The following is a 20,747-nucleotide window of genomic DNA, read 5'->3' on the forward strand; positions in this document are numbered from 1 at the left end:
CTGCAAAGCGAGGCTTCTGCCCGATTTTTGAAGCAAGCTTGACTGTAAAGCAAATACTGCTATGAATAAATCTGGAAATCCGAATGCCCTCCTGTCACTGGAGTAATGACGGCCCAGAAACGCTTCATGCCCGCTCATGACTTTCATATTCGAAGGCATGCGGGCTTTGTGCGAATTCCAAAAATAAGGAGGTGGTCATGAAACAGTTGCGAATGATGGGGTTTCTGTCCGCATTGATGGGACTGTGCGGTCTGCTTGTTATTCCCGTTTCACAGGCAGAACCAATGAAGCCTTCCAAGACAATCAAGACGGAGTATCAGTATGCGGCGAAGGTGGCGTGTTCATTGCTGCTGCCACATCAGGACGGAACATTGGCGCGCGGCACTTATCGCACCACGGTCAACATTCATAACCCGAGCGACAAGAAAATCAGCATTGCCGCCAAGGTGGCGCTTGCCGCACAGTTTGGCTCCGAGCCGGGACCGTTTGATGTAACACCTTTCAAGGAGGCGGTCATTCAGCCGGACGGGGCGGTAGGGGTGAATTGCTTTGATATCGCCAATTACTTTTGCCCGATCGATGGCGTCTGCGTGGATTTCGCCTTTCTTGAAGGATTCCTGGTCGTGAAAAGCCCGGTGCCTCTGGATGTTGTAGGCGTTTATACCGCTCGCCATACTGATGGAGAAGTCGAATCCATCGACGTGGATGCGGTTGCACCCCACAAGGTTCGTGAGACAGTGAGCATAGGCGCAGCGGAATCCGGGAAGCGGGGAACAGGCAAGCGGGTCGATTATCCGCCGAAAGGAAGCTCGGCGTATGGGGAGAAGGAACCGAAGCAGATGTGCGGTGGCATAGCTGGCTTCCCCTGCCCCGAGGGCAAAAAGTGTGTGGATGATCCTTCAGACAATTGCGATCCGGCACGTGGCGGAGCGGATTGCAGTGGCCTCTGTGTAAAACAATGATTTGAAGTGATCGCGGAAAAGGCGTTTTCCTGGCAGGGGCGAATGCGAATTCGTCCCTGTTCAGAGACGGACTGAAATGGGCAAACTATGACTGAATAAACCGTGTTCCCGGAAAAACCGTATCAGTTTGAGTCGCTGTTGGTGAGTATGCCACCGCTTTATATTAGAGAATCACTGCCCCAGGATTTAGGATTTCTTCTTGCGCCATTCGTCGCCCTCTTTCTCATATTCCTTTTTTACGGCCGCCCAGGCTACCCTGTGCGCCGTTTCTTCGCGTGAAGCATGGCCCCTGCGCTCATCCGGGTCCTTATACTCATCCCACGCGCTATTGAAAGCGGCTCTGTATATTTCCTGCGCATGCTTTGGCAGGACATTGGTAACGTTGTCCGGAAGATCTTTCAATGTATCGTATGGCATGACGCTTCTCCTGAACCTGGGTTGAAATAATGGCATCCGGTTTCGGGTGAAACCAGGATACAAATTCAATATAGCAGGCATGCCGGGGGACGCTGCGAGCACTGATTCGCAGATGTCCGCTCGGTTTGCGGAATGGAACAAGCAGGAGGGGAGATACAAACAAAAAATGGACTGGCGAGAATACCAACCCATTCAGGGTGGTAGCGAATCCCAGATTCGAACTGGGGACCAACGGATTATGATTCCGCTGCTCTAACCACTGAGCTAATTCGCCACGTGTTATATGGAAGGTCTGGCATTATGCCTTCGCGCCACATTCCTGTCAAGATTCGAAATGGCGTCACCAATCCATCCAATTGATTGATTCAATTATAAAAACAGGGGAAGCGTAGCTGTTGTTCATAAATCCAACGAGGCGGAAAACGGACGTTCCGCCTTATCCATGCACCCCCGCGCAAGGGAAAGCGGCTGTATAATGGTTCCATGAAATTCGATGTCGTTATCGTGGGGGGCGGATTGGTTGGGGCAAGCCTGGCGCTTGCCCTCAAGGATAGCGGCCTGGAAATAGCGCTGGTTGAATTCCGCCCCGTACCGCCACTTCCCGCCGATGAGAGCTGGGACAGCAGAGTCTACGCCATCAGTCCGGGCAGCGCTGCATTCCTGCAAAACCTGGGAGTGTGGGACGCTCTCGATCAGGAGCGTGTGACTCCTGTTTACAATATGTCAGTCTTCGGTGACGACAACGCCGCGCGGCTGGATTTCAGCGCCTACAATATCGGTGTCCCCGAACTGGCTTTCATAGTGGAGAACCGCCAGCTCCAGCATGCCGCCTGGAGAGAGCTCAAATGCCCGGGAAATTCGATCAAGGTTTTTTGTCCCGCGCAATGTTCCATGATGCTCCGGGCCGAGTCTAACGCCGAGCTGCATCTCGATGATGGAACTGTCGTGCAGGCGGGGTTGATCGTTGGGGCGGACGGAGGGAATTCCTGGGTACGCGAACAGGCAGGTATTGAAGTATCGCGGCATTCCTACCAGCAAATGGGCTTGGTGGCAAACTTCGAGGCAACGCGCCCTCATAATAACGTCGCCCACCAGTGGTTTCGGCGCGATGGCGTGCTGGCGCTGCTGCCGATGCCCGGGAGGCTGGTGTCCATGGTATGGTCTGCAAGGGAAGAACTCGCGCAAACGATGCTCGCGCTACCTGAAAAGGAACTATGCGAGCGCGTCGTCCGGGCCTCGCAACATTCCCTGGGCGAGATGCGGCTCGTTACGCGCCCTGCCGCTTTTCCCCTGAATTTTGTACATGTGAAAAAGCTGGCGCAGCCGCATCTTGCGCTCATCGGCGACGCAGCGCATGGCATCCATCCTCTTGCGGGACAGGGCGTGAATCTCGGTTTACGCGACGCGCAGGAACTCGCCTCTGTCATCCGCTCGCGCGGCCTGCAATCGGATTGCGGGGATTACCTGTTGCTGCGCCGCTATGAGCGCGCCCGCAAGGAAGACATCCTGGCCATGGAGCTGGTTACCGACGGCTTGCAGAAGCTGTTCAACCACACTCACCCGACGCTCATTCGCCTGCGCAATCTGGGTCTGGAAATCACCAACCGGTTGCCTCTGATAAAAGACCGCTTGATGCAGCAGGCATTAAGTTGAGCCCGGCTGATTCTTTTTCCTTTCCATCCCATCAGAACACCACCTACACAACTACGGGGCCGTCCGGCTGCATCCCATCCCAAAACGGAGTAAAGACCATGCGTTCAAAACTCGTTTCCCTCGCTTTGCCTTCTCTATTGCTATGCTTTCTTTCCAGCGCTTCCGCTGACGAGGCATCCCTGAAAAAAGCGCTTCAGGCAAATTTTCCCGGAGAGAAGGTCGAAAGCATAAAAAAAACCCCCTATCTCGGTCTATACGAAGTGGTGGTGGGAGGCGAATTGTTCTATACGGACGACAAGGCTTCGTACCTTTTTTTCGGTCATGTAATTGATCCGAAAACGAAGGAAAGCCTGACTTCCGAACGCTTGCAACAAATCAAGGAGGCTCGGCGCATAGATGTAGGCTCTCTTCCCCTGCAGCATGCGATCAAGGCGGTCAAGGGGAATGGGAAACGCAAACTTGTCGTTTTCTCCGATCCGAACTGCCCTTTTTGCAAACGTCTGGAAAAGGAACTGGTTAACGTAACGGATGTAACGATATATACCCTGCTTTATCCAGTGCTGAACGGTTCGACCCCGACCGCAACGGCGATATGGTGCTCGGAGGACAGGCTCAAGGCCTGGGAAGATTTCATGCTCAGGAATATCATGCCCGCCAGCAAGGATTGCGCCACGCCCATAGATGTGATTCTCAAGGCAGGGAAAGAAAACGATATAAGCGGTACCCCTACCCTGATTTTTGCCAATGGCTCGGTAACGCCCGGATTGATTCCTGCGGAGACGATAGAAAAGAAATTAAACGCGGCTCCTGCGAAATAGATAACTCGGTGACAGGCGCTGGGAAGCGCCTGCATCCTCCTATTCGCGGGTTTATTTGGAGCTTCCCAGTATTCGCGCGGCGGGTGGAAAGTCTTGGGGCATATATTCCACTGGCATGAGTACCCACATCCTCCCCGTCTGCCTCATCTTCCCTGCCTTTTCTGCTGCGTCGGGGCCAAATCCCCAGAAAAAATCTGCCCGCACATTCCCTTTGATTGCTCCGCCGGTGTCCTGGGCCACCATCAACCGTTGAAGCTGCTCGTCGGTATTTGGCCAGGTAGTGGAAAGAAAGACCGGGGCGCCCTGCGGGATCACCCGCGGATCCACCGCAAGGCTTCTTCCAGCCGTAAGAGGCACCCCCATGGAGCCGAGCGGCCCCGATATCGTATCCGGCAGTTCGCGGAAAAAGACGAAGCTTGAATTCTGATGCAAAATATTCGGCAGCTTTCGGGGATTCTTCTGCCCCCAAGCCTTGATTCCCTGCATAGAGGCCCTTTCCAGGGGTAATTCGCCGCGATCCACCAGCAGTTTCCCGATGGATCTGTAAGGGTGGCCGTTTTGATCCGCGTACCCCACCCTCACGATCTCGCCATTTTCAAGCTCCACCCGCCCGGACCCCTGAATCTGCAGAAAAAACAGATCTACCTCGTCATCCACCCAGAGCAGTTCTTTTCCCTGTAGTGCTGGGGGATTGCTGGATATTTCAGCCCGGCTGTAGAAGGGGACCACCTTGCGCCCTTCGAGTCGTCCCCGCAACCGCATGTTTTTGAGCTGGGGGTAGACGGAACTCAAATCCACTATCAGCAATTCTTCAGGGGTTGTGTAAAGCGGATAGCGGTAACGGGCGGAAGGTGTGCGGCTCCCCTTGAGCAGAGGCTCGTAATAACCGGTGATGAGGCCGTTCTCGGTACCATCAGGATTCAATACCTGATAGGGAACAAAATAGCTTTCAAAAAACTGGCGCACCGTATCGCTATCTTGTCCTCTCACGGAATCGGCCTGAATGCAGGCTTCCTGCCATAGCGCCTTTTTTTTCAAAACGGTGCAGCTCTGAAGGAACGCATCCAGTGCCGGCACAATCTCGTCATCCCTCCACCCCTCTACTGTATCCCAGCCGGCGGGTTTGAGCACCGGCTTGGGCTGAGGTTCGGCCGGTTTCTCCGTGACACGGGGAGTAGGAATGATATTGCAGGCGCCGAGCAACAGTAGCGCGACAACAGTAAGTGTGCGTAATTGGTCTTTCATGAAGTTTTGGGTTAAAGTTTCATCTTGGAAATCTCTGAACGAGCAATCCCGCTCGTGGCGGCATCAGAGGCTTCCCCTTAATATACATCATGGTTGATCCTATGTGGATATTACTGCTTGAAGCCGGCGTAGCGCTGTCGCTACTGATTCTCGTCGTCTGGTGGACGACAAGACCCCGAAAGAAGGATGAGAATGAAGACAATAATAAAGAGTAAAGACTTCAGCATCCCGGGCTGACAGTTGAAAGACGGACGAGAGGAGAACAGGAATATGATAACGAAGAACAAGAACATCTCTGGTCCGGCACGCTTTGACTTGCCCATTCGCTTTCCTGTAGACATCTCATTGAAATGATTTTTGAAAGCCTGTTGCCGGAAAACAAGACGCTCGATGCTTCGATGTTTCACCTCTTCCACACGTCCCGCGCATCCAGCTTTCCATCGCGCAATTCCGAACATAAATTCAGTGCGATTCCGCAAGTTATTTGGCAGAATACCTGTCTTGGGAAAATGGTTTAGCACAAGAGGACATAAGGGGAATAACCAATGAAATATCGCAGTTTCGAGGAATTCTGCGCGTACGTGGCGGAGCATAATCCGGGACAGCCCGAATATCTCCAGGCAGTGACGGAAGTCATGGAGAGCCTCTGGCCCTTTATCACGAAAAACCCTCGTTATGCGGAACACGGCATTCTCGACCGTCTCGTGGAGCCGGAGCGAATAATCGTTTTTCGTGTGTCCTGGGTGGATGATCGAGGAGAGGTGAAAGTCAACCGGGGCTACCGCATACAGCACAGCTCTTCCATTGGCCCATATAAGGGTGGCACCCGCTTTCATCCCTCGGTAAACCTTTCCATCCTCAAATTCCTGGCGTTCGAGCAAACGTTCAAGAACGCGCTTACGACACTTCCCATGGGGGGTGGCAAGGGTGGCGCCGATTTCAACCCCAGGGACCGTAGTCCGGGGGAGATCATGCGCTTCTGTCAGGCTTATATGACTGAGCTGTTCCGTCATATCGGCTCGGATGTCGATGTGCCGGCAGGCGATATCGGCGTGGGGGGGCGGGAAGTAGGTTTCATGGCAGGGATGATGAAAAAACTTTCCAATCGTGCTGACTGCGTCTTCACCGGGAAGGGGTTGAGTTTCGGTGGATCCCTCATTCGTCCGGAAGCTACCGGCTACGGTACTGTCTACTTTGCCGAGGAGATGCTCAAGCAATCCGGACGCTCGCTGGAAGGCATGCGTGTTGCGGTTTCAGGTTCGGGAAACGTGGCGCAATATGCGGTGGAGAAAGCGATGGCCTTGGGTGCCAAAGTGATAACGGTTTCCGATTCAGACGGCACTGTAGTCGATGAAGAAGGTTTTACTCCCGAAAAGCTCGCTGAACTGATGGATGTGAAAAATAAGCAGTATGGCCGTATCAATGCCTACGCAGAGCGTGTGAAAGCCAATTTTATTCCCGGTAAAAGACCGTGGCATGTTCCCGTAGAAGTCGCGCTGCCCTGCGCCACGCAGAACGAGCTGAATGAAGAGGATGCTGCCCTGCTTATCAGGAACGGCGTGGTATGCGTGGCAGAAGGCGCCAACATGCCTTCCACCGCCGAGGCGGTAAAGCAATTCGAGCGCAGCGGGGTTCTTTTTGCGCCGGGCAAGGCCAGCAATGCCGGCGGCGTAGCCACTTCCGGTCTGGAAATGAGCCAGAACGCCATGCGTCTTTCCTGGCAGCGGGAAGAAGTGGACGCGCGATTGCTCCAGATCATGCAGGCTATCCACCGCTCCTGCACCGAGCACGGGCGGCGGGAAGACGGCACTATCAGCTACGTCAACGGAGCGAATGTCGCAGGTTTCGTAAAGGTGGCGGATGCGATGATAGGCCAGGGTGTAATCTAGAGCCTGATCCAGCAGTCTCCGGTCCCGGTTCCACCCCTTCCTGTTTCAAGGAGGGGGGAAGAGAAAACAGGATGAGCCCGCGCTGCAACGGGTTTTTTGGGGAGTTATCGCACCCATACCGTTTTTACATTAACGAATTCCCGGATGCCATGATAGGACAGTTCCCTGCCGAATCCGGAATCCTTGGTTCCTCCGAAGGGAAGGCGTGGATCTGACCGGACCATGCCATTGATAAAGCTGCAACCCGCCTGAATTCGATGGGCCAGTTCCTCGGCATGGTCGGCATCGCGGCTCCAGATGCTGGAGCCGAGCCCGAAGCGGGTATCGTTGGCAATGCGAATGGCGTCCTCCTCGTCCGCCGCGCGTATCACCGCCGCAACCGGCCCGAATAATTCCTCATGATAGGCTCTCATCCCGGGTGTTACGTCATCCAGAATGGACGGGGGATAGAATGCCCCCTCCCCCGGTTCACACCCGAGAACCGCATGCGCGCCCTGTGCAATCGAATCGGTCACTTGCTGATGCAGGTTTTCGCGCAGATCGAGCCTTGCCATCGGGCCGATCTGCGTCGCCTCGTCCAGAGGATCGCCCATTTTCAATTCTTTTGTTTTCTTTATGAACAACGAACCAAACTCATCGGCAATGTCGGCCACAGGAATAATGCGCTTTGCGGCAATGCATGACTGTCCGCAATTCTGAAAGCGCGACCTAACCGCAAAGGTGGCGGCGAGTTCCAGGTCCGCATCTTTCAGAACGATAAACGCATCCGACCCGCCGAGTTCCATCACACACTTCTTCAAATGCTGTCCCGCGTGGGAAGCTATTTCCCGGCCGGCCCGCTCCGAGCCCGTGAGTGTCACAGCATGGACATGCTGGCTGGCGATAGCCTCCCCCACCTCAGACGGCTCTATCATGAGCGTGCTGAAAAGGTGCGGAGGAAAACCAGCATCCTGGAACAGCCGTTCGAGCGCCAAAGCGCACTGCGGAACATTCGACGCATGTTTCAGCACGCAGCCATTTCCCGCCATGAGTGTGGGAGCGGCGAAGCGGATCACCTGGAAAAAAGGGAAATTCCAGGGCATCACCCCCAGGACGACTCCAAGAGGCTCATAGGACACGTAACTTTTGCAGGCCCCGGTCTGAACCCTCTCGACCTGCATGAAATGCTCGGCGTGCACGGCATAATAATCGCAGGCAAGCGCGCACTTTTCCACCTCCGCGCGACCTTCGCGCACAGGCTTGCCCATTTCCGCAGCTATAAGAATGGCATATTCAGCCGCCCGTTCATGCAAGAGGCTGGCGGCTCTGTGCATAAGCTCCGCGCGTCGGGGAAAACCCAGTCGTGCCCAGGCGGGCTGGGCATGATATGTTTGCTCCAGGGCTTCGGCCAAGTGGCGGCGATCCCAGCTCATATAGGTTTTCAGTGTCTCATTGGTCGCCGGATTCAAACTGATGTATGGCATGATGTGCTATTCTTGAAGCAGAACCCGAATGGGGGCGGAAGCTGGTAAAAGGAAGTAAAGAAAAACGGCTTTCAAGTGAACCTGGAGCAGATACGCTCTTCAATTTTTTCCCTCGATTACTAATGTATAGCAGGTTATGAAGAAACTGTTGATCGGGCTGTTTTTGGCAACAACCTCCACTGCAACGTATGCAGCCGCAAGAAACCAGGACTTCCTGGCCCTGAAGCACGCATATCAGGCGGGCAACACTGCGCGCGTGAATATGTATGCGCAGCGGCTGCGAGGGCACGTGCTTGAACCTTATGGAGCTTATTATCAACTGCGACCGCAACTCTGGAATCCGAAGCTGAGTCCGGACACTGTCAAGCAGTTTATCGAGAAATATCACGATAGCCCTCTCAGCGACCGCCTGCTGGGAGAATGGCTGAAGGTCCTGGGCTGGACCGAGCGATGGGATCTTTTCGCAGAAAACTATCCGCGCATGGTCAACAAGGATGTCGAACTGGTCTGTTACTCTCTTCAACAGCGCCTGGCGGGAGGTGATCCCACCGTCTATAAGGAGGCATTTCCGTTATGGTTCAACGCGCGTGAGATGCCGCACAGCTGTAATCAGATATTCGATGTACTGATTACCGCCGGGACGCTGACAGACGACGATATCTGGGCACGGCTGCGTCTTGCGCTCGAGTCCGGCAATGTCAGCGCGGCAAAACGCATCAATGAATACCTGCCCAAAAATCAGCGTCTGAACGAACGCAACCTGAATGCCGCCACAGAAAATCCTCTCCGCTATCTGGAAAGGCATCGGCGTGAGATCAAAACCCGCTCCGATCGGGAAATCGCACTTTTCGCCATGGTGCGCTTGCTCCGCAGCGGGCTCGATCAGGCGCATGCTTATTGGCCGCGGATACGCGACCGCTTCGGTGCGCCAGACCAGGCGTATTTTCTGGTGCAACTTGCGGACCAGGGGGCCCGGCGGCTGGACCCGCGCGCGTTGCAGTGGTTTGGAGAAGCCGCCAATACGCACAAGTCTGTTCCCCTCACCGATGCCCAGCTTGGTTGGAAAACCCGCACCGCCTTGCGTGCCGGGGACTGGAATCTCGTCCTGGATACAATCGAAACCATGTCGGCGGCGGAACAGAAAGAGGGGGTCTGGCGTTACTGGAAAGCGCGGGCGTTGAAAGCTAAAGGAAAATTAAAGGAAGCAAACGCCATTCTTGCGCCGTTGAGCAGCGAGCATCATTTTTACGGGCAATTGGCCGAAGAGGAGTTGGGCGTTACCATCGGCGCTCCTGCGGAATCCTTCAAGCCGACGGCAAAAGAAATTTCCGCAATGGAGCGGACGCCTGGAATCGCGCGCGCGCTGGCCTTCTACAACCTGGATTTGCGTTCGGAGGCGGCCCAGGAATGGATTTGGGCCGTGCGAAAATTTGATGACCATGAGCTGCTGGCGGCAGCGGAAGTCGCCCGCCGTCATGGGCACTACGACCGCGCCATCAATACCGCCGACAGAACCGTGCAGCGCCACGATTTCCACCTGAGGTTCCTTGCACCGCATAGAGATGCGATGCGCGACATCCTGAAGCAGCAGGAACTCGACGAAGCATGGGTCTACGGCCTCATTCGCCAGGAGAGCCGCTTCGTCAGCGATGCCAAGTCCAGCGCCGGCGCTATGGGTCTGATGCAACTGATGCCCGGTACGGCAAAGTGGGCCTCCAAACAGATGGGACTGAGAAAGTATCGCCCAAGCCGGGTGACGGAGGTAAATACCAACCTGACGCTGGGCACCTATTATATGAAACACGTGCTGTCCCTGTTCGACAACCAGTCGCTGGCTTCGGCCGCATACAACGCCGGTCCGAGCCGCGTGTGGCAGTGGCGTGATGAGAAGCCGCTGGAGGGCGCGATTTATGCGGAAACGATCCCCTTCAATGAAACGCGCGATTATGTCAAAAAGGTGATGAGCAACTCCATGTATTACGCCCGCAACTTCGGGCATCAGGTCAAGGCGCTGAAGCAGCGCCTGGGTATTGTCTCGTCCCGATTCGGGAGTGAAAAAGTGTCGGAGTGAGGGGTCTGACATGACATTCAAGAATATCTGCATTTTCGGCGGCAGTGGCTTTGTCGGGAAACATCTCGCAAATCTCCTGACCAACCGGGAAATCTACCTGCGTATTCCCACACGAAACTACGAGCGTGCAAAGGAGTTGCTGGAGATACCCACTACCGACCTGATCGAGGCCGACATCTACGACGATAGGGACCTCGACCGGCTGCTCCTCGGCATCGATGCCGTGATCAACCTGGTAGGCGTGTTGCAGGGTGACTTTCATGCTGTCCATGTGGAGCTTCCGCAAAAGATCATCGCAGCCTGTAAACGCAATGGCATTACCCGGATACTGCATATGAGCGCTCTGAAGGCCGGGCCCGGTCAACCGAGCGAGTATTTGCGCTCGAAGGGAGAGGGAGAACAGATCGTAAGGACATCCGGGATGGATGCAACCGTTTTCAGGCCGTCAGTTATATTTGGTCCGGGCGACTCCTCGATCAATCTTTTTGCCAGACTGGGACGTCTGCCGGTTTTACCGCTGGCCTCACCTCATGCGAAATTCCAGCCGATCTTCGTCATGGATGTCGTGCAGGCGTTTGCGCTCAGCCTGGATGAGCCGCGTACTTTCGGACGAAGCTACGACCTGTGCGGACCGAAGTGCTACAGCCTGCGCGAACTGGTGGAGTATGCGGCACATGTGACGGGACATGACCCTGCCATCATCGGGCTGGGAGATGCCCTTTCCCACCTCGAAGCAGCAGTGATGGAGATACTGCCAGGCAAACTGATGAGCGTCGATAATTACTATTCGATGAAGATCGACAGCGTGTGCGACTGCGATAGTCCCGAGGCACTACTGGAAGTCTGGGGAATCCCTCCTACGGCACTTGAAGAAGCAGCACCGATATATCTGAAACATCAGTTGCCCCGTGAACGTTACAACTATCTGCGGCATTGGTCCGGGCGTTGAGATAGATTCATACAGATAATTCCGGAATGAAAACCTACCTGGTGGGCGGCTCCGTGCGTGACGAGATACTGGGGCTGCCCGTAACGGATCACGATTATGTGGTTGTCGGCGTCTCGCCGGAAGAAATGGTACATCTGGGCTTCCGCCCGGTAGGAAAAGATTTTCCCGTTTTTCTTCACCCTCAAAGCCAGGAACAATACGCCCTGGCCCGCACGGAGCGCAAGGTTTCGCGCGGCTACAAAGGGTTTGAGGTTTATGCTTCCCCCGAAGTTACGCTACAGGAGGACCTGGCGCGCCGTGATCTGACGATAAACGCAATCGCCAAGGATGAGTACGGCAACATCATCGACCCTTTCGGCGGGATCGCTGATCTGGAAGCCGGCGTGCTCCGCCATATCGGCCCGGCATTCACTGAAGACCCGGTGCGTGTCCTGCGTACCGCTCGCTTTGCCGCACGTTTCGGTTTCCATATCGCGCCCGAAACACTAGCGCTGATGAACGAAATGGTCCATAACGGGGAGGTGGACGCCCTGGTGTCGGAGCGGGTATGGCAGGAGATTGCACGCGGTTTGATGGAGCGCCACCCTTCACGCATGTTTTACGCGCTGCGCGACTGTGGTGCCCTCACCCGTATCATGCCTGAAGTGGATGCCTTGTTCGGCGTGCCGCAACCTCCGCAGCATCACCCCGAAATCGATACCGGGGTACACGTGATGATGGTGATCGATTATGCCGCTTCGAGGAATTATTCCCTGCAGGTCCGGTTTGCCGCGCTCACCCACGATCTCGGTAAAGGGACGACTCCTCCGGAAGAATGGCCGCGCCATATTGGACACGAAGCGCGCAGCGTCAGACTGGTGCAGGGCTTATGCGAACGTATCAACCCTCCCAACGAAATGCGGAACCTGGCATTGCTGGTGGCCCGCTATCACGGAGACGTGCACCGCGCGGCCGAACTGCGACCTGTCACCATCGCCAATCTGCTTCAGGGAGTGGATGCCTATCGCAAACCCGAGCGCTTCGAAGAATTTCTGCAAGCCTGCGCGTGTGATTTTCATGGACGGCCGGGCTACGCAACACGGCCTTACCCGCAGGCGGATCGACTCCGCGAAGCGTTTCAGGCGGCAAGAAGCGTGGATGCGGGAGCGATCGCCAAAGAGATGGCAAGAAACGTTTCCGATCCCAGCCGCCTGCCCGTCGCCATTAACACTCGGGTAAGCGAAACCCGTATCGCTGAAATCAGAAACCGTCTTGGAAGCCTCGCCTGAATGCCGCTTTCCCCTTCGACGGCCTGAGGACTAGAATTTGCGCCTTGGCAAAGCCGGCAGAGGCTTTCTGATGGCTAGTCAGCGCTTACATATGGCAGTGTCCGGAGATACCGCGCTTTTCGAGGTAGCGCTGATGATATTCCTCAGCAGGATAAAAATCTGAGGCGGGTGTAATTTCAGTCACGACCGGGGCGCGCCAGCGGCCGCTTTGCTCCAGTTTTTCCTTCGACGCGCGCGCCGCACTCTCCTGTTCAGGGGTGTAAAAGAATATGGCAGAGCGGTACTGTTTACCCACGTCCGGTCCCTGCCGGTTGAGCGTAGTGGGATTATGGCAGTTCCAGAAGACGTCGAGCAACTCATCATAGCTGACCTGCGACGGATCGTATTCCACCTGCACTACCTCGGCGTGGCCGGTTTTATCAGTGCATACGTCGCGATAGGAAGGATTTTTCATATGGCCGCCGGAGTAGCCGCTGGTAACCTCCTTTACGCCTTTGACAGCACGAAAAGCGGCCTCCACGCCCCAAAAGCAGCCTGCTCCAAAAATCGCTTTTTCTGTCATTGCTGTGCCTCTACGTTATATAAACCCGGTTCGACGGACTGACTACACCGGTCAATCACTTAATCGGTTAAATGGGGTTTCCCCCGCGCAAATCAATCGGGAATCTACTAATTTTCTTTGTGGTCTTTATAGCTTATGCGAGGCTTATGCGGTGCATTGGCGAATAGCCGGTCGTACAGGAAATTGGGAAGCAACCGCAAGACCCGGGCGACAATTGCCATTTGCCAAGGTATTACGGCAAACGATTTCTTGCGCTCGATAATGCCGACGATCTTCCGGGCGGCGGCTTCAGCGGTCAGGATGAAGGGCATGGGGAAGGGATTATCGACTGTCATGGGCGTTACGACATAGCCGGGGCAAATGGTTATGACGGATAGGCCGCTTCCGTGCAATTCCACCCGGAGGCTCTCCAGGTAGCTGATTGCAGCTGCCTTGGAAGCCGAATAGGCGCCGCTGCCGGGCAGGCCGCGATAGCCGGCGACACTTGCAATTCCTACCAGACTACCCTGTCCGACTGTGCGCATGACTGAAACAAAGGGCTGGAAGAGGTTCACCATACCGATAACATTCGTGGTGAGAATATCCTCAAAAACCTCCTTGTCTTCGGCACATTCGGTAAGGGTGCCGTGACTGATGCCCGCGTTGGCGATGACGATATCGGGACAACCATGGCGGACGATAAAATCTTCTGCCGCAGTCCGCAGGGCAGCAGCATCACGCACATCCGCGACGTAGAGAGATACCTTCGCTTCCGCCCTCTCCGCCACGAGGCTCTCCAGCAAATCCACCCGGCGAGCAATCAGGCCAAGCGTTGCGCCGCTGTCGGCATAACGGCGCGCCAACGCCCTCCCGAGGCCGGTGGAGGCGCCACTGATGATGACTTTCAGGGTCAACGGAAGAAGCTATTTTCCAGTCCGTTCCTTGCGCACTTTCTGTATCAACTCTTCCATTGTCCGAATGGTATCGTCCGGCGTACTGCCCATTCTGCCACTCGTGAGATATCTGCCATCCACCGCTATCGCAGGCACGCCGGTAAGACCATAATCCTTCGAGAAATGCACGGATCTGGATAGTTGATTCTGTACCGAGAACGAATTGTAGACATCTATAAATTTCTGACGGTCTATTCCCTGTTTTGCAATCCAGTCGAACAGCACGTCCTCCTTGCCCAGGTCTATCCCGTCTCTGTGAATGGCATCGTAGACCTTGTCATGCAGCCGATCTTTTTCTCCGAGCGCTTCCAGTGCATAAAATGTTTTTGCAGCCGGCGCCCAGGTGGGACGAAAAACTGCGGGAACATAGCGGAAGCTGACATCCGCGGGCTTGTGCTTGAGCCAGGCCTTGATGCGGGGATGCAACTCGTAGCAGTGCGGGCAGCCGTACCAGAAAAATTCCATGACTTCTATATTCTTTCCCCCTTCAGCGGGAAAAGGACGGGGCAGGACCGTGTAATCCTTTCCTTCGACGATATCCGCGCGAGCAGGGGAAATTGACGGAAAACCTATACCGGCCAGCAACAGGAATGCCGTAAGCAGCCGCAGTAAATTCATATTTTTCTCCTTCAGTTGGATGCCCCGAAATTGGTGGATCGTTTACCGGTCCACGTCTTGCCGCTGTGCTCCCTTATGTTCCCCTACGCTCCCTCATGCACCCTGATGGGGCTGGTCTGAACGCCATTCTGCTGAAGCGATGCACGAATCCGGTTCATGTCATCGACATTGGAAAAAGGTCCCACGCGTACGCGGTGCCATAGCCCTTTTTGCGGAACTTCGGCAGTCTGGACCGCCGCTTCCACTCCCAGCATCGCCAGCTTCGCTTTCATATTTTCGGCGTCATTCGGATTCTGGAATGCTCCCGCTTGAAGAAAGTACTTATCCTGAGAAGTCGGCGGCTGCTTTGCAGCCTGTTTCAGCTGCTGCTCCGTGACGGGTTCCTCTGTGGAGGGAAGAATATTATAAAATTCAAAGCGCGGTTTGCTATCGGACGCTTTCGCGGTTTTGTCTTCAATGCCAGCCGCTTCCTCTTCTTTTTCAGGCTTATCCGCAGCATTCCCGTTTGCAGAAGCCTCGGCCACCTTATCCTGAGAGATAAAGGGACTGGGCGCCTGGCTCATGTACATCCAGGTGCCCATGGCGGTGAGAAGACCCAGGACATAGCCGATAAACATCCCGAAAAAGAGGGTGCCTGTTTTCTTTCCCGAGTAGAGAGGCGTTTTGTAATCTCGATTCAAGTAAGGATGCGTCATCACATTTTAGCTGGCGCGCTCACGCCCAATAGTTTAAGACCGTTATTCAATACCTGTCTGACCGCCGCCACAAGCGCCAATCTTGCAAGGCGGACCGTCATCTCCGGCACCAGGAAACGAGTAGAATTATAGTAACTGTGGAACTCCCCTGCCAGTTCCTTCAAGTAAAAGGCAATCAGGTGGGGAGAGAATTCCCTCGCTGCGGCTTCGACCGTTTCGGGATAGTCGATCAGCTTCTGCAACAGGGAGAGTTCCGCAGCGCCGGTTAATGCAGAAGTGTCGGCTGTAACCAGCATGCCTGGGTCTTCCCCCCACTGTTCCAGCACGCTGCAAACCCTTGCATGCGCATATTGCACGTAATACACCGGGTTATCGGTGCTTTGCGACTTTGCCAAGTCCAGGTCGAAATCGAGATGCTGATCGCTCTTGCGTAATACGTAAAAAAAGCGCGCCGCATCGGTTCCCACTTCCTGACGCAACTCCCGCAAGGTGACAAATTCTCCCGCCCGGGTGGACATCGGCACCTTCTTGCCATCACGGTAAAGCACGGCAAACTGCACCAGAGCAATTTCAAGTTTCTCGGGATCGAGCGCCAATGCCTGCATGGCGCCTTTCACCCGGGAAATGTAGCCGTGATGGTCCGCGCCCCAGATATCGATCACGCGGTCGAATCCGCGTGAGAATTTGTTGAGGTGATAGGCAATATCAGAGGCAAAATAGGTGAACTGCCCGTTTTCGCGCTGCACCACCCTATCCTTTTCGTCACCGAAATGACTGGAGCGGAACCATTTGGCGCCATCCTGCTGATACAGGTAATTGCCTTCTTCGAGCAGGTGAACAGCCTGGGCCACCCCTCCGCTGTCGAATAAGGATTGCTCGGAAAACCAGATGTCGAAGGTGACGCCGAATTCCATCAGATCGTTGCGGCAATCCCCCAATTGCTCATTCAGAACGAAGTTATGGATGTAGGCATAATCCTGCCCCAGCAGCTTTTTCGCGTTGGCAATCAATCCATCAAGGGCAGCCTCCGTGTCCGCTTCCGCTCCGGCAACGCGATCAAACAGCAGTTCCGGCTCATGCACATAGCGTCCGGCATGGGCTTTATGAATCAGCCTTGCCATGTCGCGCACATACTCCCCCTGATAGGCATTGGGCGGAAAAGCTGAGGCGACGCCGTTCAGTTCCAGGTAGCGCAGCCAAGTGGAAAGCGCCAGAATATCCATCTGGCGGCCGGCGTCGTTAATGTAATACTCGCGCGTCACCGAATAGCCTGCGGCGGCGAGCACGTTGGCAAGGCTTGCGCCAAATGCCGCGCCTCTGCCGTGTCCCACATGCAACGGGCCCGTGGGATTGGCTGAAACGAATTCAACCTGGATTTTTTCCCCTGCCCCCATGCTGCTGTGACCGAACTTCTCACCGCTCTCCAGCACATATCGCGAAAACTGCTGCTTGGCCGAGGTGGTGAGAAACAGGTTGATAAAACCCGCGCCTGCAATTTCCACTTTTTCCAGATAAGGGGATGCGGAGAATGCGGTGGCAAGAGATTGCGCAATGTCGCGCGGCTTTTGACGCAATGGCTTGGCCAGTTGCATCGCCAGGTTGCAGGAATAATCGCCGTGACTTGACTGCCGCGGCCGGGCAAATTCTATATCCAGATTCAGGTCCGCCAATCCCCTCTCATTCAGGGCATTGCGCAGGATATCGGTAAAGTGGGATTTGAAGTCAGGCTGAACAGGGGGAATCACGACAACCTTCTCGGCTGTTACACAGCCGCTATTATAACGGGCTCCGGCCAAGTTACGCGCCAGTTTGTCGTGATCAAATGGATAAATCGCGCCTTGCTAAAAAACGATCGTCCACCCCGGCTGATTTGCCTGCTGCCTGGTATAGGACACGCCATGCACCTTCAGACCGTCCTGGTTCAGCAAAGTGATGATGCCTCCCTTGTTGGACAGGGCGACCGGAGGTTGAATATCGATCCGGAGCATCGCACCCGGCTCTATGGCCCCGCTCAACGGCATTTTTGCTTTGTGCTTGTCAGCCAGTTGCCAGCCCGCGAGGGAAATGGCGCGATCACTTGCGTTCAATATATTGACCCACTCCTTTTCGGGAGATTCGATCGAATTAACCATTGCCGAAACAATGCGCACCAGGCCATCCGGGAGAGCTTGGGTTGGCTGCGGCACGACCGGATCCGGATTCCTCGGTTCCCCCTCTTCACCTTCGGCCCACGTACGGCCGGTCCGGTCGTCGGTATGCCAGCTTTGCGACTGAAATTTCAAGAAAACGGCTGTCCACTGCTGCTGAAGAGGAAAATGGAACAGCACGCCGCCATCCTGCCACACTCCATCATCCTTGATAAAGCTTCCGACATTTCCCTGGTTCATGTGAATATCGTGTATGCCGTTACCGGGTAGAAAACCGAAGTACTTATCCGCCTTGTTGCTCTCCGGTCCCCACCTTTCACCAAAGGCGTAAACCAAGGCCTCTTCGTCTGCCATCGCGCGCTGCACGATCTGGTCGAGCTTCTCGTTCAGGTCATTATCGGGGCCGGGAAGATCGTGTGGAAGCGGCGTCATCATCCCGGGTTGCAGGAGGTTGCCGCGGATCAGATCAAGCGCGCCCGAGCCGGGGTGGGATGCAAGCCGGCTAGGCTCAGGACTCATTAATTGAGATAGAAGATGACAGTTGCGGCGATACAGATGGCAGAGAAGAAGGTATGGGCACAGCGGTCGTAACGCATGGCGATCCTGCGCCAGTCCTTGAGCCGAGCGAACATGTTCTCGATCCTGTGCCTTTGCCTGTAGAGGGTCTTGTCGTATTTGATCTGGATTTTGCGATTCCTTTTTGTCGGTATGCAGGGCGTCATGCCTTTGGCACGCAACGCTGCCCGGAACCAGGCAGCGTCATAGCCGCGGTCTGCAATCAGGGTTTTGGCTTTGGGCAATGACGGCAGCAGCACACGTGCTCCCTTGTAATCGCTCATCTGCCCTTCGGACAGGAGCATGGCCACAGGCTTGCCCTGACCGTCGCAGACCACATGAAGCTTCGAGTTCAGGCCGCCCTTTGTGCGACCGATACGGCGGGGAACATCCCCTTTTTTAGCAGGCTGGCTGCCGTGCGGTGGGCCTTCAGATGCGTGGCGTCGATCATCAGCCTCTCGGGCGTTTCCTCTTTACCGGTCAGTTCCACAAAGATGCGGTTGAACACGCCCAGTCGGCTCCAGCGCACGAAACGGTTATACAGTGTCTTGTGCGGCCCGTATTCCCTGGGGGCATCCTTCCATTGCAGGCCATTCCGAATGACGTAGATGATCCCGCTGATCACCCGCAGATCATCAACACGGGGAACTCCGTGGGACAAGGGAAAATAAGGTTTTATACGGTTGAACTGTGTTTCCGACAGGTAAAACAAATCTCTCATGGCAGCACCTCCGCCATAAGTGAATCACATTTGATCCTATTCGTGAATCATGAAATTAATAGGTCCTGAACCTAAAGCCGCTGGGGAGCGCCTCTACCGTCGAGGTGAGCGGATGGACAAAATAAGGCTTGATGTAATACATCAGCTCGGAGGGAGCCAACTGCGATCGCACGTTGATCGCAATGCGGTAGTGGGTCCCGGCCTCCTCGACAATATGAATCTGATAGTGGGGGGATGATCCCGAACCTAAACGGCGACCTATTGCCCTGCCTTTCAGAACACCATAATTATTGAGCGGCATATTCTTCTCCACGGTTTATTCAGTGATCTGCTTGTTCAGCATAGCTGCAAACCCAGCCATCCGCTCTTCGGACAACATTTACCATCTCAACCGCAGGTAGCCTTCTGTTTGATTAAAATTGAAGCGTAGTCGATTCATCCCACGCCGGATCGGGAACTGCCTGGGCGACGGCTTGAACGGTCCGGCGGCTGAACGGGACTGCTCGATTCGAAGCCGTGTTTCGCGTGGCGAGAAAATGCGTAATTCGAACTGCCCGGTGCGGATTTCCCGTAACTCCGGCGCAAATGGCCGTGCGAGCGGCTCTCCTATGAAGACGCCTTCTCCCGGCCATGCCACGCTCTTCCAGTAGGCTTCGAGGGCGCTTGCACCAAGCGCGTAATGAAACATGGCAATAGCGGGAAAAGGAAATTTCTGCATATGGCTGCAAGGTTCCACCACTGTGCCGTAACTGGCCGTGGCTCCCGCTTCAAGCCATTGCAGGCTGCTCATCTGGCTTGAGCCTGTAAGCTGCCCTCCCGCCGAGGTCAAATGATCCGCCAATGCACCCGGCAAAAAATCCAGCGTGTCGAGCTGCGGTACCCGGACCAGTCCCGTGAAGTAAAATAGAACGTCGTGCCGGTCGGTAATAGCATCCGTTTCAAGAATCTCGATGGGAAAAACACCGTTCAGTTGCTGCGCCGTCATTTCGAAATAATTCGCGCGCACGCTTCGCGCCTTGTCAGAAGTAATGACAAGATAGGCGTGTCCCGCGGGGAAAGTGTGATCAGCCGCCACGCCACGATCGATCAGCGATTTGACCTGTTCGAAATCGAGCCCCGCCAACATCATCGCCGGCCTCAACTGGTGGTCACTGGCAGGATGATGACTCGGCGAATTGAAATAGGGACTGGCGGCAGTTGCGCCGCAATTAAAGGAACAATACTTTTCGTCGAACCCGAAAGCCAGCGCGGAAGTCAGCGACATGCAATCCACCCGGTAGGGAAGAGTCCAGGCCACTGCGTAGGCCTGGACGTGCGCCGGCACCTTCTGGTCTATCTCGGCTTTCAGTTCCTGAAACTCCTCCCGCGACAGTGCAGCTCGACCGGGAGGAAACTGTAAATGGATCATATTGGACGCCGGAATGCCGCGTGCCTCGCGGTAGTACTGTCCAATCTGCACTGAAAGAGGGTCGCTGTCATTGATGATGACGGCGACGTCGCCAGGGGTAAGGCTGGTTTGCGGCAACTGGACGTGCGTTTCGGCCTTGCCTGCCGATGGAAGCAATAACAGCATGACAAGTGAAGTGACGACAAGGAGCGCAATCCGCATTGTCAGAAGAAAGCTGGATTTGCTACCGGCGGCGCGCTGCATCTCTCTGGGTCAGGCGCACTATCCGCGGCACCGGCAGGCGGAAAAGCATCCCAGGAAACCAATGTCCCGAAAAGGGGATCAGAGAGGGATTATTATTCCTTATTGCATCCATACGTTTCATCCTTATGCAT

20 protein-coding genes and 1 tRNA gene are annotated in these 20,747 nt (G+C 55.2%); 8 read left to right on the forward strand and 13 right to left on the reverse strand.

The window, feature by feature from the left end; all coding sequences use genetic code 11:
* Positions 1 to 197 precede the first annotated feature (197 nt).
* Positions 198 to 962: a hypothetical protein gene (locus NMUL_RS12740; protein WP_041352616.1), complete on the forward strand. Its 765-nt coding sequence runs from the start codon at positions 198 to 200 to the stop codon at positions 960 to 962.
* Between the two features lie 186 nt (positions 963 to 1,148).
* Here the strand turns inward: NMUL_RS12740 and chaB are convergent, their stop codons facing one another.
* A complete protein-coding gene (gene chaB, locus NMUL_RS12745) occupies positions 1,149 to 1,379 on the reverse strand; it encodes a putative cation transport regulator ChaB (RefSeq protein ID WP_011381733.1) in 231 nt (76 codons plus the stop codon).
* A gap of 198 nt (positions 1,380 to 1,577) precedes the next feature.
* A tRNA-Met gene (locus NMUL_RS12750) sits at positions 1,578 to 1,653 on the reverse strand.
* 209 nt (positions 1,654 to 1,862) lie between these two features.
* Between NMUL_RS12750 and NMUL_RS12755 the strand changes: the two genes are divergently transcribed.
* On the forward strand, positions 1,863 to 3,032 hold the full coding sequence (locus NMUL_RS12755; RefSeq protein WP_011381734.1) for a UbiH/UbiF family hydroxylase: 1,170 nt from the start codon (positions 1,863 to 1,865) through the stop codon (positions 3,030 to 3,032).
* Positions 3,033 to 3,130: 98 nt separating this feature from the next.
* The gene (locus NMUL_RS12760) at positions 3,131 to 3,850 is read left to right on the forward strand and encodes a DsbC family protein (protein WP_011381735.1); all 720 of its coding nucleotides are present in this window, start codon (positions 3,131 to 3,133) and stop codon (positions 3,848 to 3,850) included.
* Positions 3,851 to 3,901: 51 nt separating this feature from the next.
* Here NMUL_RS12760 and mltA read toward each other — a convergent pair whose 3' ends face one another.
* Positions 3,902 to 5,095 (reverse strand): murein transglycosylase A, encoded by a 1,194-nt coding sequence (mltA, locus tag NMUL_RS12765; RefSeq protein ID WP_011381736.1) that lies wholly within the window; start codon positions 5,093 to 5,095, stop codon positions 3,902 to 3,904.
* An 89-nt stretch (positions 5,096 to 5,184) separates the two neighbouring features.
* Between mltA and NMUL_RS16540 the strand changes: the two genes are divergently transcribed.
* Both NMUL_RS16540 and gdhA read left to right on the forward strand, forming a co-directional pair.
* Positions 5,185 to 5,310 carry a hypothetical protein gene (locus NMUL_RS16540; protein WP_258039198.1) on the forward strand — a complete coding sequence of 42 codons (126 nt, stop codon included), beginning with the start codon at positions 5,185 to 5,187 and terminating at the stop codon, positions 5,308 to 5,310.
* Positions 5,311 to 5,640: 330 nt separating this feature from the next.
* On the forward strand, positions 5,641 to 6,984 hold the full coding sequence (gdhA, locus tag NMUL_RS12775) for an NADP-specific glutamate dehydrogenase (RefSeq protein ID WP_011381737.1): 1,344 nt from the start codon (positions 5,641 to 5,643) through the stop codon (positions 6,982 to 6,984).
* A 104-nt stretch (positions 6,985 to 7,088) separates the two neighbouring features.
* Here gdhA and NMUL_RS12780 read toward each other — a convergent pair whose 3' ends face one another.
* Entirely contained in the window at positions 7,089 to 8,447 is a 1,359-nt protein-coding gene (locus NMUL_RS12780; protein WP_011381738.1) for an NAD-dependent succinate-semialdehyde dehydrogenase, read from the reverse strand.
* Positions 8,448 to 8,583: 136 nt separating this feature from the next.
* On the opposite strand from NMUL_RS12780, the gene NMUL_RS12785 reads away from it, so the two are divergent.
* The 3 genes from NMUL_RS12785 to NMUL_RS12795 are packed head-to-tail and all read left to right on the forward strand — an operon-like array spanning position 8,584 to position 12,735.
* Entirely contained in the window at positions 8,584 to 10,518 is a 1,935-nt protein-coding gene (locus NMUL_RS12785) for a transglycosylase SLT domain-containing protein (RefSeq protein ID WP_011381739.1), read from the forward strand.
* A 10-nt stretch (positions 10,519 to 10,528) separates the two neighbouring features.
* Positions 10,529 to 11,467: a complex I NDUFA9 subunit family protein gene (locus NMUL_RS12790; RefSeq protein ID WP_011381740.1), complete on the forward strand. Its 939-nt coding sequence runs from the start codon at positions 10,529 to 10,531 to the stop codon at positions 11,465 to 11,467.
* Between the two features lie 26 nt (positions 11,468 to 11,493).
* Positions 11,494 to 12,735, forward strand: a complete 1,242-nt coding sequence (locus NMUL_RS12795) for a multifunctional CCA addition/repair protein (protein WP_011381741.1) — start codon at positions 11,494 to 11,496, stop codon at positions 12,733 to 12,735.
* A gap of 85 nt (positions 12,736 to 12,820) precedes the next feature.
* Here the strand turns inward: NMUL_RS12795 and msrA are convergent, their stop codons facing one another.
* The 9 genes from msrA to NMUL_RS12845 form a co-directional block, all read right to left on the reverse strand.
* A complete protein-coding gene (msrA, locus tag NMUL_RS12800) occupies positions 12,821 to 13,297 on the reverse strand; it encodes a peptide-methionine (S)-S-oxide reductase MsrA (RefSeq protein WP_011381742.1) in 477 nt (158 codons plus the stop codon).
* 107 nt (positions 13,298 to 13,404) lie between these two features.
* Entirely contained in the window at positions 13,405 to 14,190 is a 786-nt protein-coding gene (locus NMUL_RS12805) for an SDR family oxidoreductase (protein WP_011381743.1), read from the reverse strand.
* A 9-nt stretch (positions 14,191 to 14,199) separates the two neighbouring features.
* Positions 14,200 to 14,847 carry a thiol:disulfide interchange protein DsbA/DsbL gene (locus NMUL_RS12810; protein ID WP_011381744.1) on the reverse strand — a complete coding sequence of 216 codons (648 nt, stop codon included), beginning with the start codon at positions 14,845 to 14,847 and terminating at the stop codon, positions 14,200 to 14,202.
* 83 nt (positions 14,848 to 14,930) lie between these two features.
* Positions 14,931 to 15,542 carry an SPOR domain-containing protein gene (locus NMUL_RS12815; RefSeq protein ID WP_104009722.1) on the reverse strand — a complete coding sequence of 204 codons (612 nt, stop codon included), beginning with the start codon at positions 15,540 to 15,542 and terminating at the stop codon, positions 14,931 to 14,933.
* Positions 15,542 to 17,287: an arginine--tRNA ligase gene (gene argS / locus NMUL_RS12820; protein ID WP_049783179.1), complete on the reverse strand. Its 1,746-nt coding sequence runs from the start codon at positions 17,285 to 17,287 to the stop codon at positions 15,542 to 15,544. Before argS ends, NMUL_RS12815 begins: the two co-directional genes overlap by 1 nt.
* 96 nt (positions 17,288 to 17,383) lie before the next feature.
* Positions 17,384 to 18,208 carry a DUF2278 family protein gene (locus NMUL_RS12825; protein ID WP_011381747.1) on the reverse strand — a complete coding sequence of 275 codons (825 nt, stop codon included), beginning with the start codon at positions 18,206 to 18,208 and terminating at the stop codon, positions 17,384 to 17,386.
* Positions 18,208 to 18,965 (reverse strand): IS5 family transposase gene (locus NMUL_RS15480; RefSeq protein ID WP_148235532.1). Its coding sequence is split into 2 segments (ribosomal slippage): positions 18,208 to 18,632 and positions 18,632 to 18,965, totalling 759 coding nucleotides; the frame shifts between segments, so codons are not numbered across the junction. The genes NMUL_RS12825 and NMUL_RS15480 overlap by 1 nt, the downstream gene beginning before the upstream one ends.
* A gap of 55 nt (positions 18,966 to 19,020) precedes the next feature.
* The gene (locus NMUL_RS12840; RefSeq protein ID WP_011381748.1) at positions 19,021 to 19,266 is read right to left on the reverse strand and encodes a DUF2278 family protein; all 246 of its coding nucleotides are present in this window, start codon (positions 19,264 to 19,266) and stop codon (positions 19,021 to 19,023) included.
* Positions 19,267 to 19,344: 78 nt separating this feature from the next.
* Positions 19,345 to 20,574 (reverse strand): TIGR03790 family protein, encoded by a 1,230-nt coding sequence (locus tag NMUL_RS12845; protein ID WP_011381749.1) that lies wholly within the window; start codon positions 20,572 to 20,574, stop codon positions 19,345 to 19,347.
* Positions 20,575 to 20,747 lie beyond the last annotated feature (173 nt).

It is taken from the genome of Nitrosospira multiformis ATCC 25196 (assembly GCF_000196355.1).
In the GTDB taxonomy this organism is placed as follows: Bacteria; Pseudomonadota; Gammaproteobacteria; order Burkholderiales; family Nitrosomonadaceae; genus Nitrosospira; species Nitrosospira multiformis.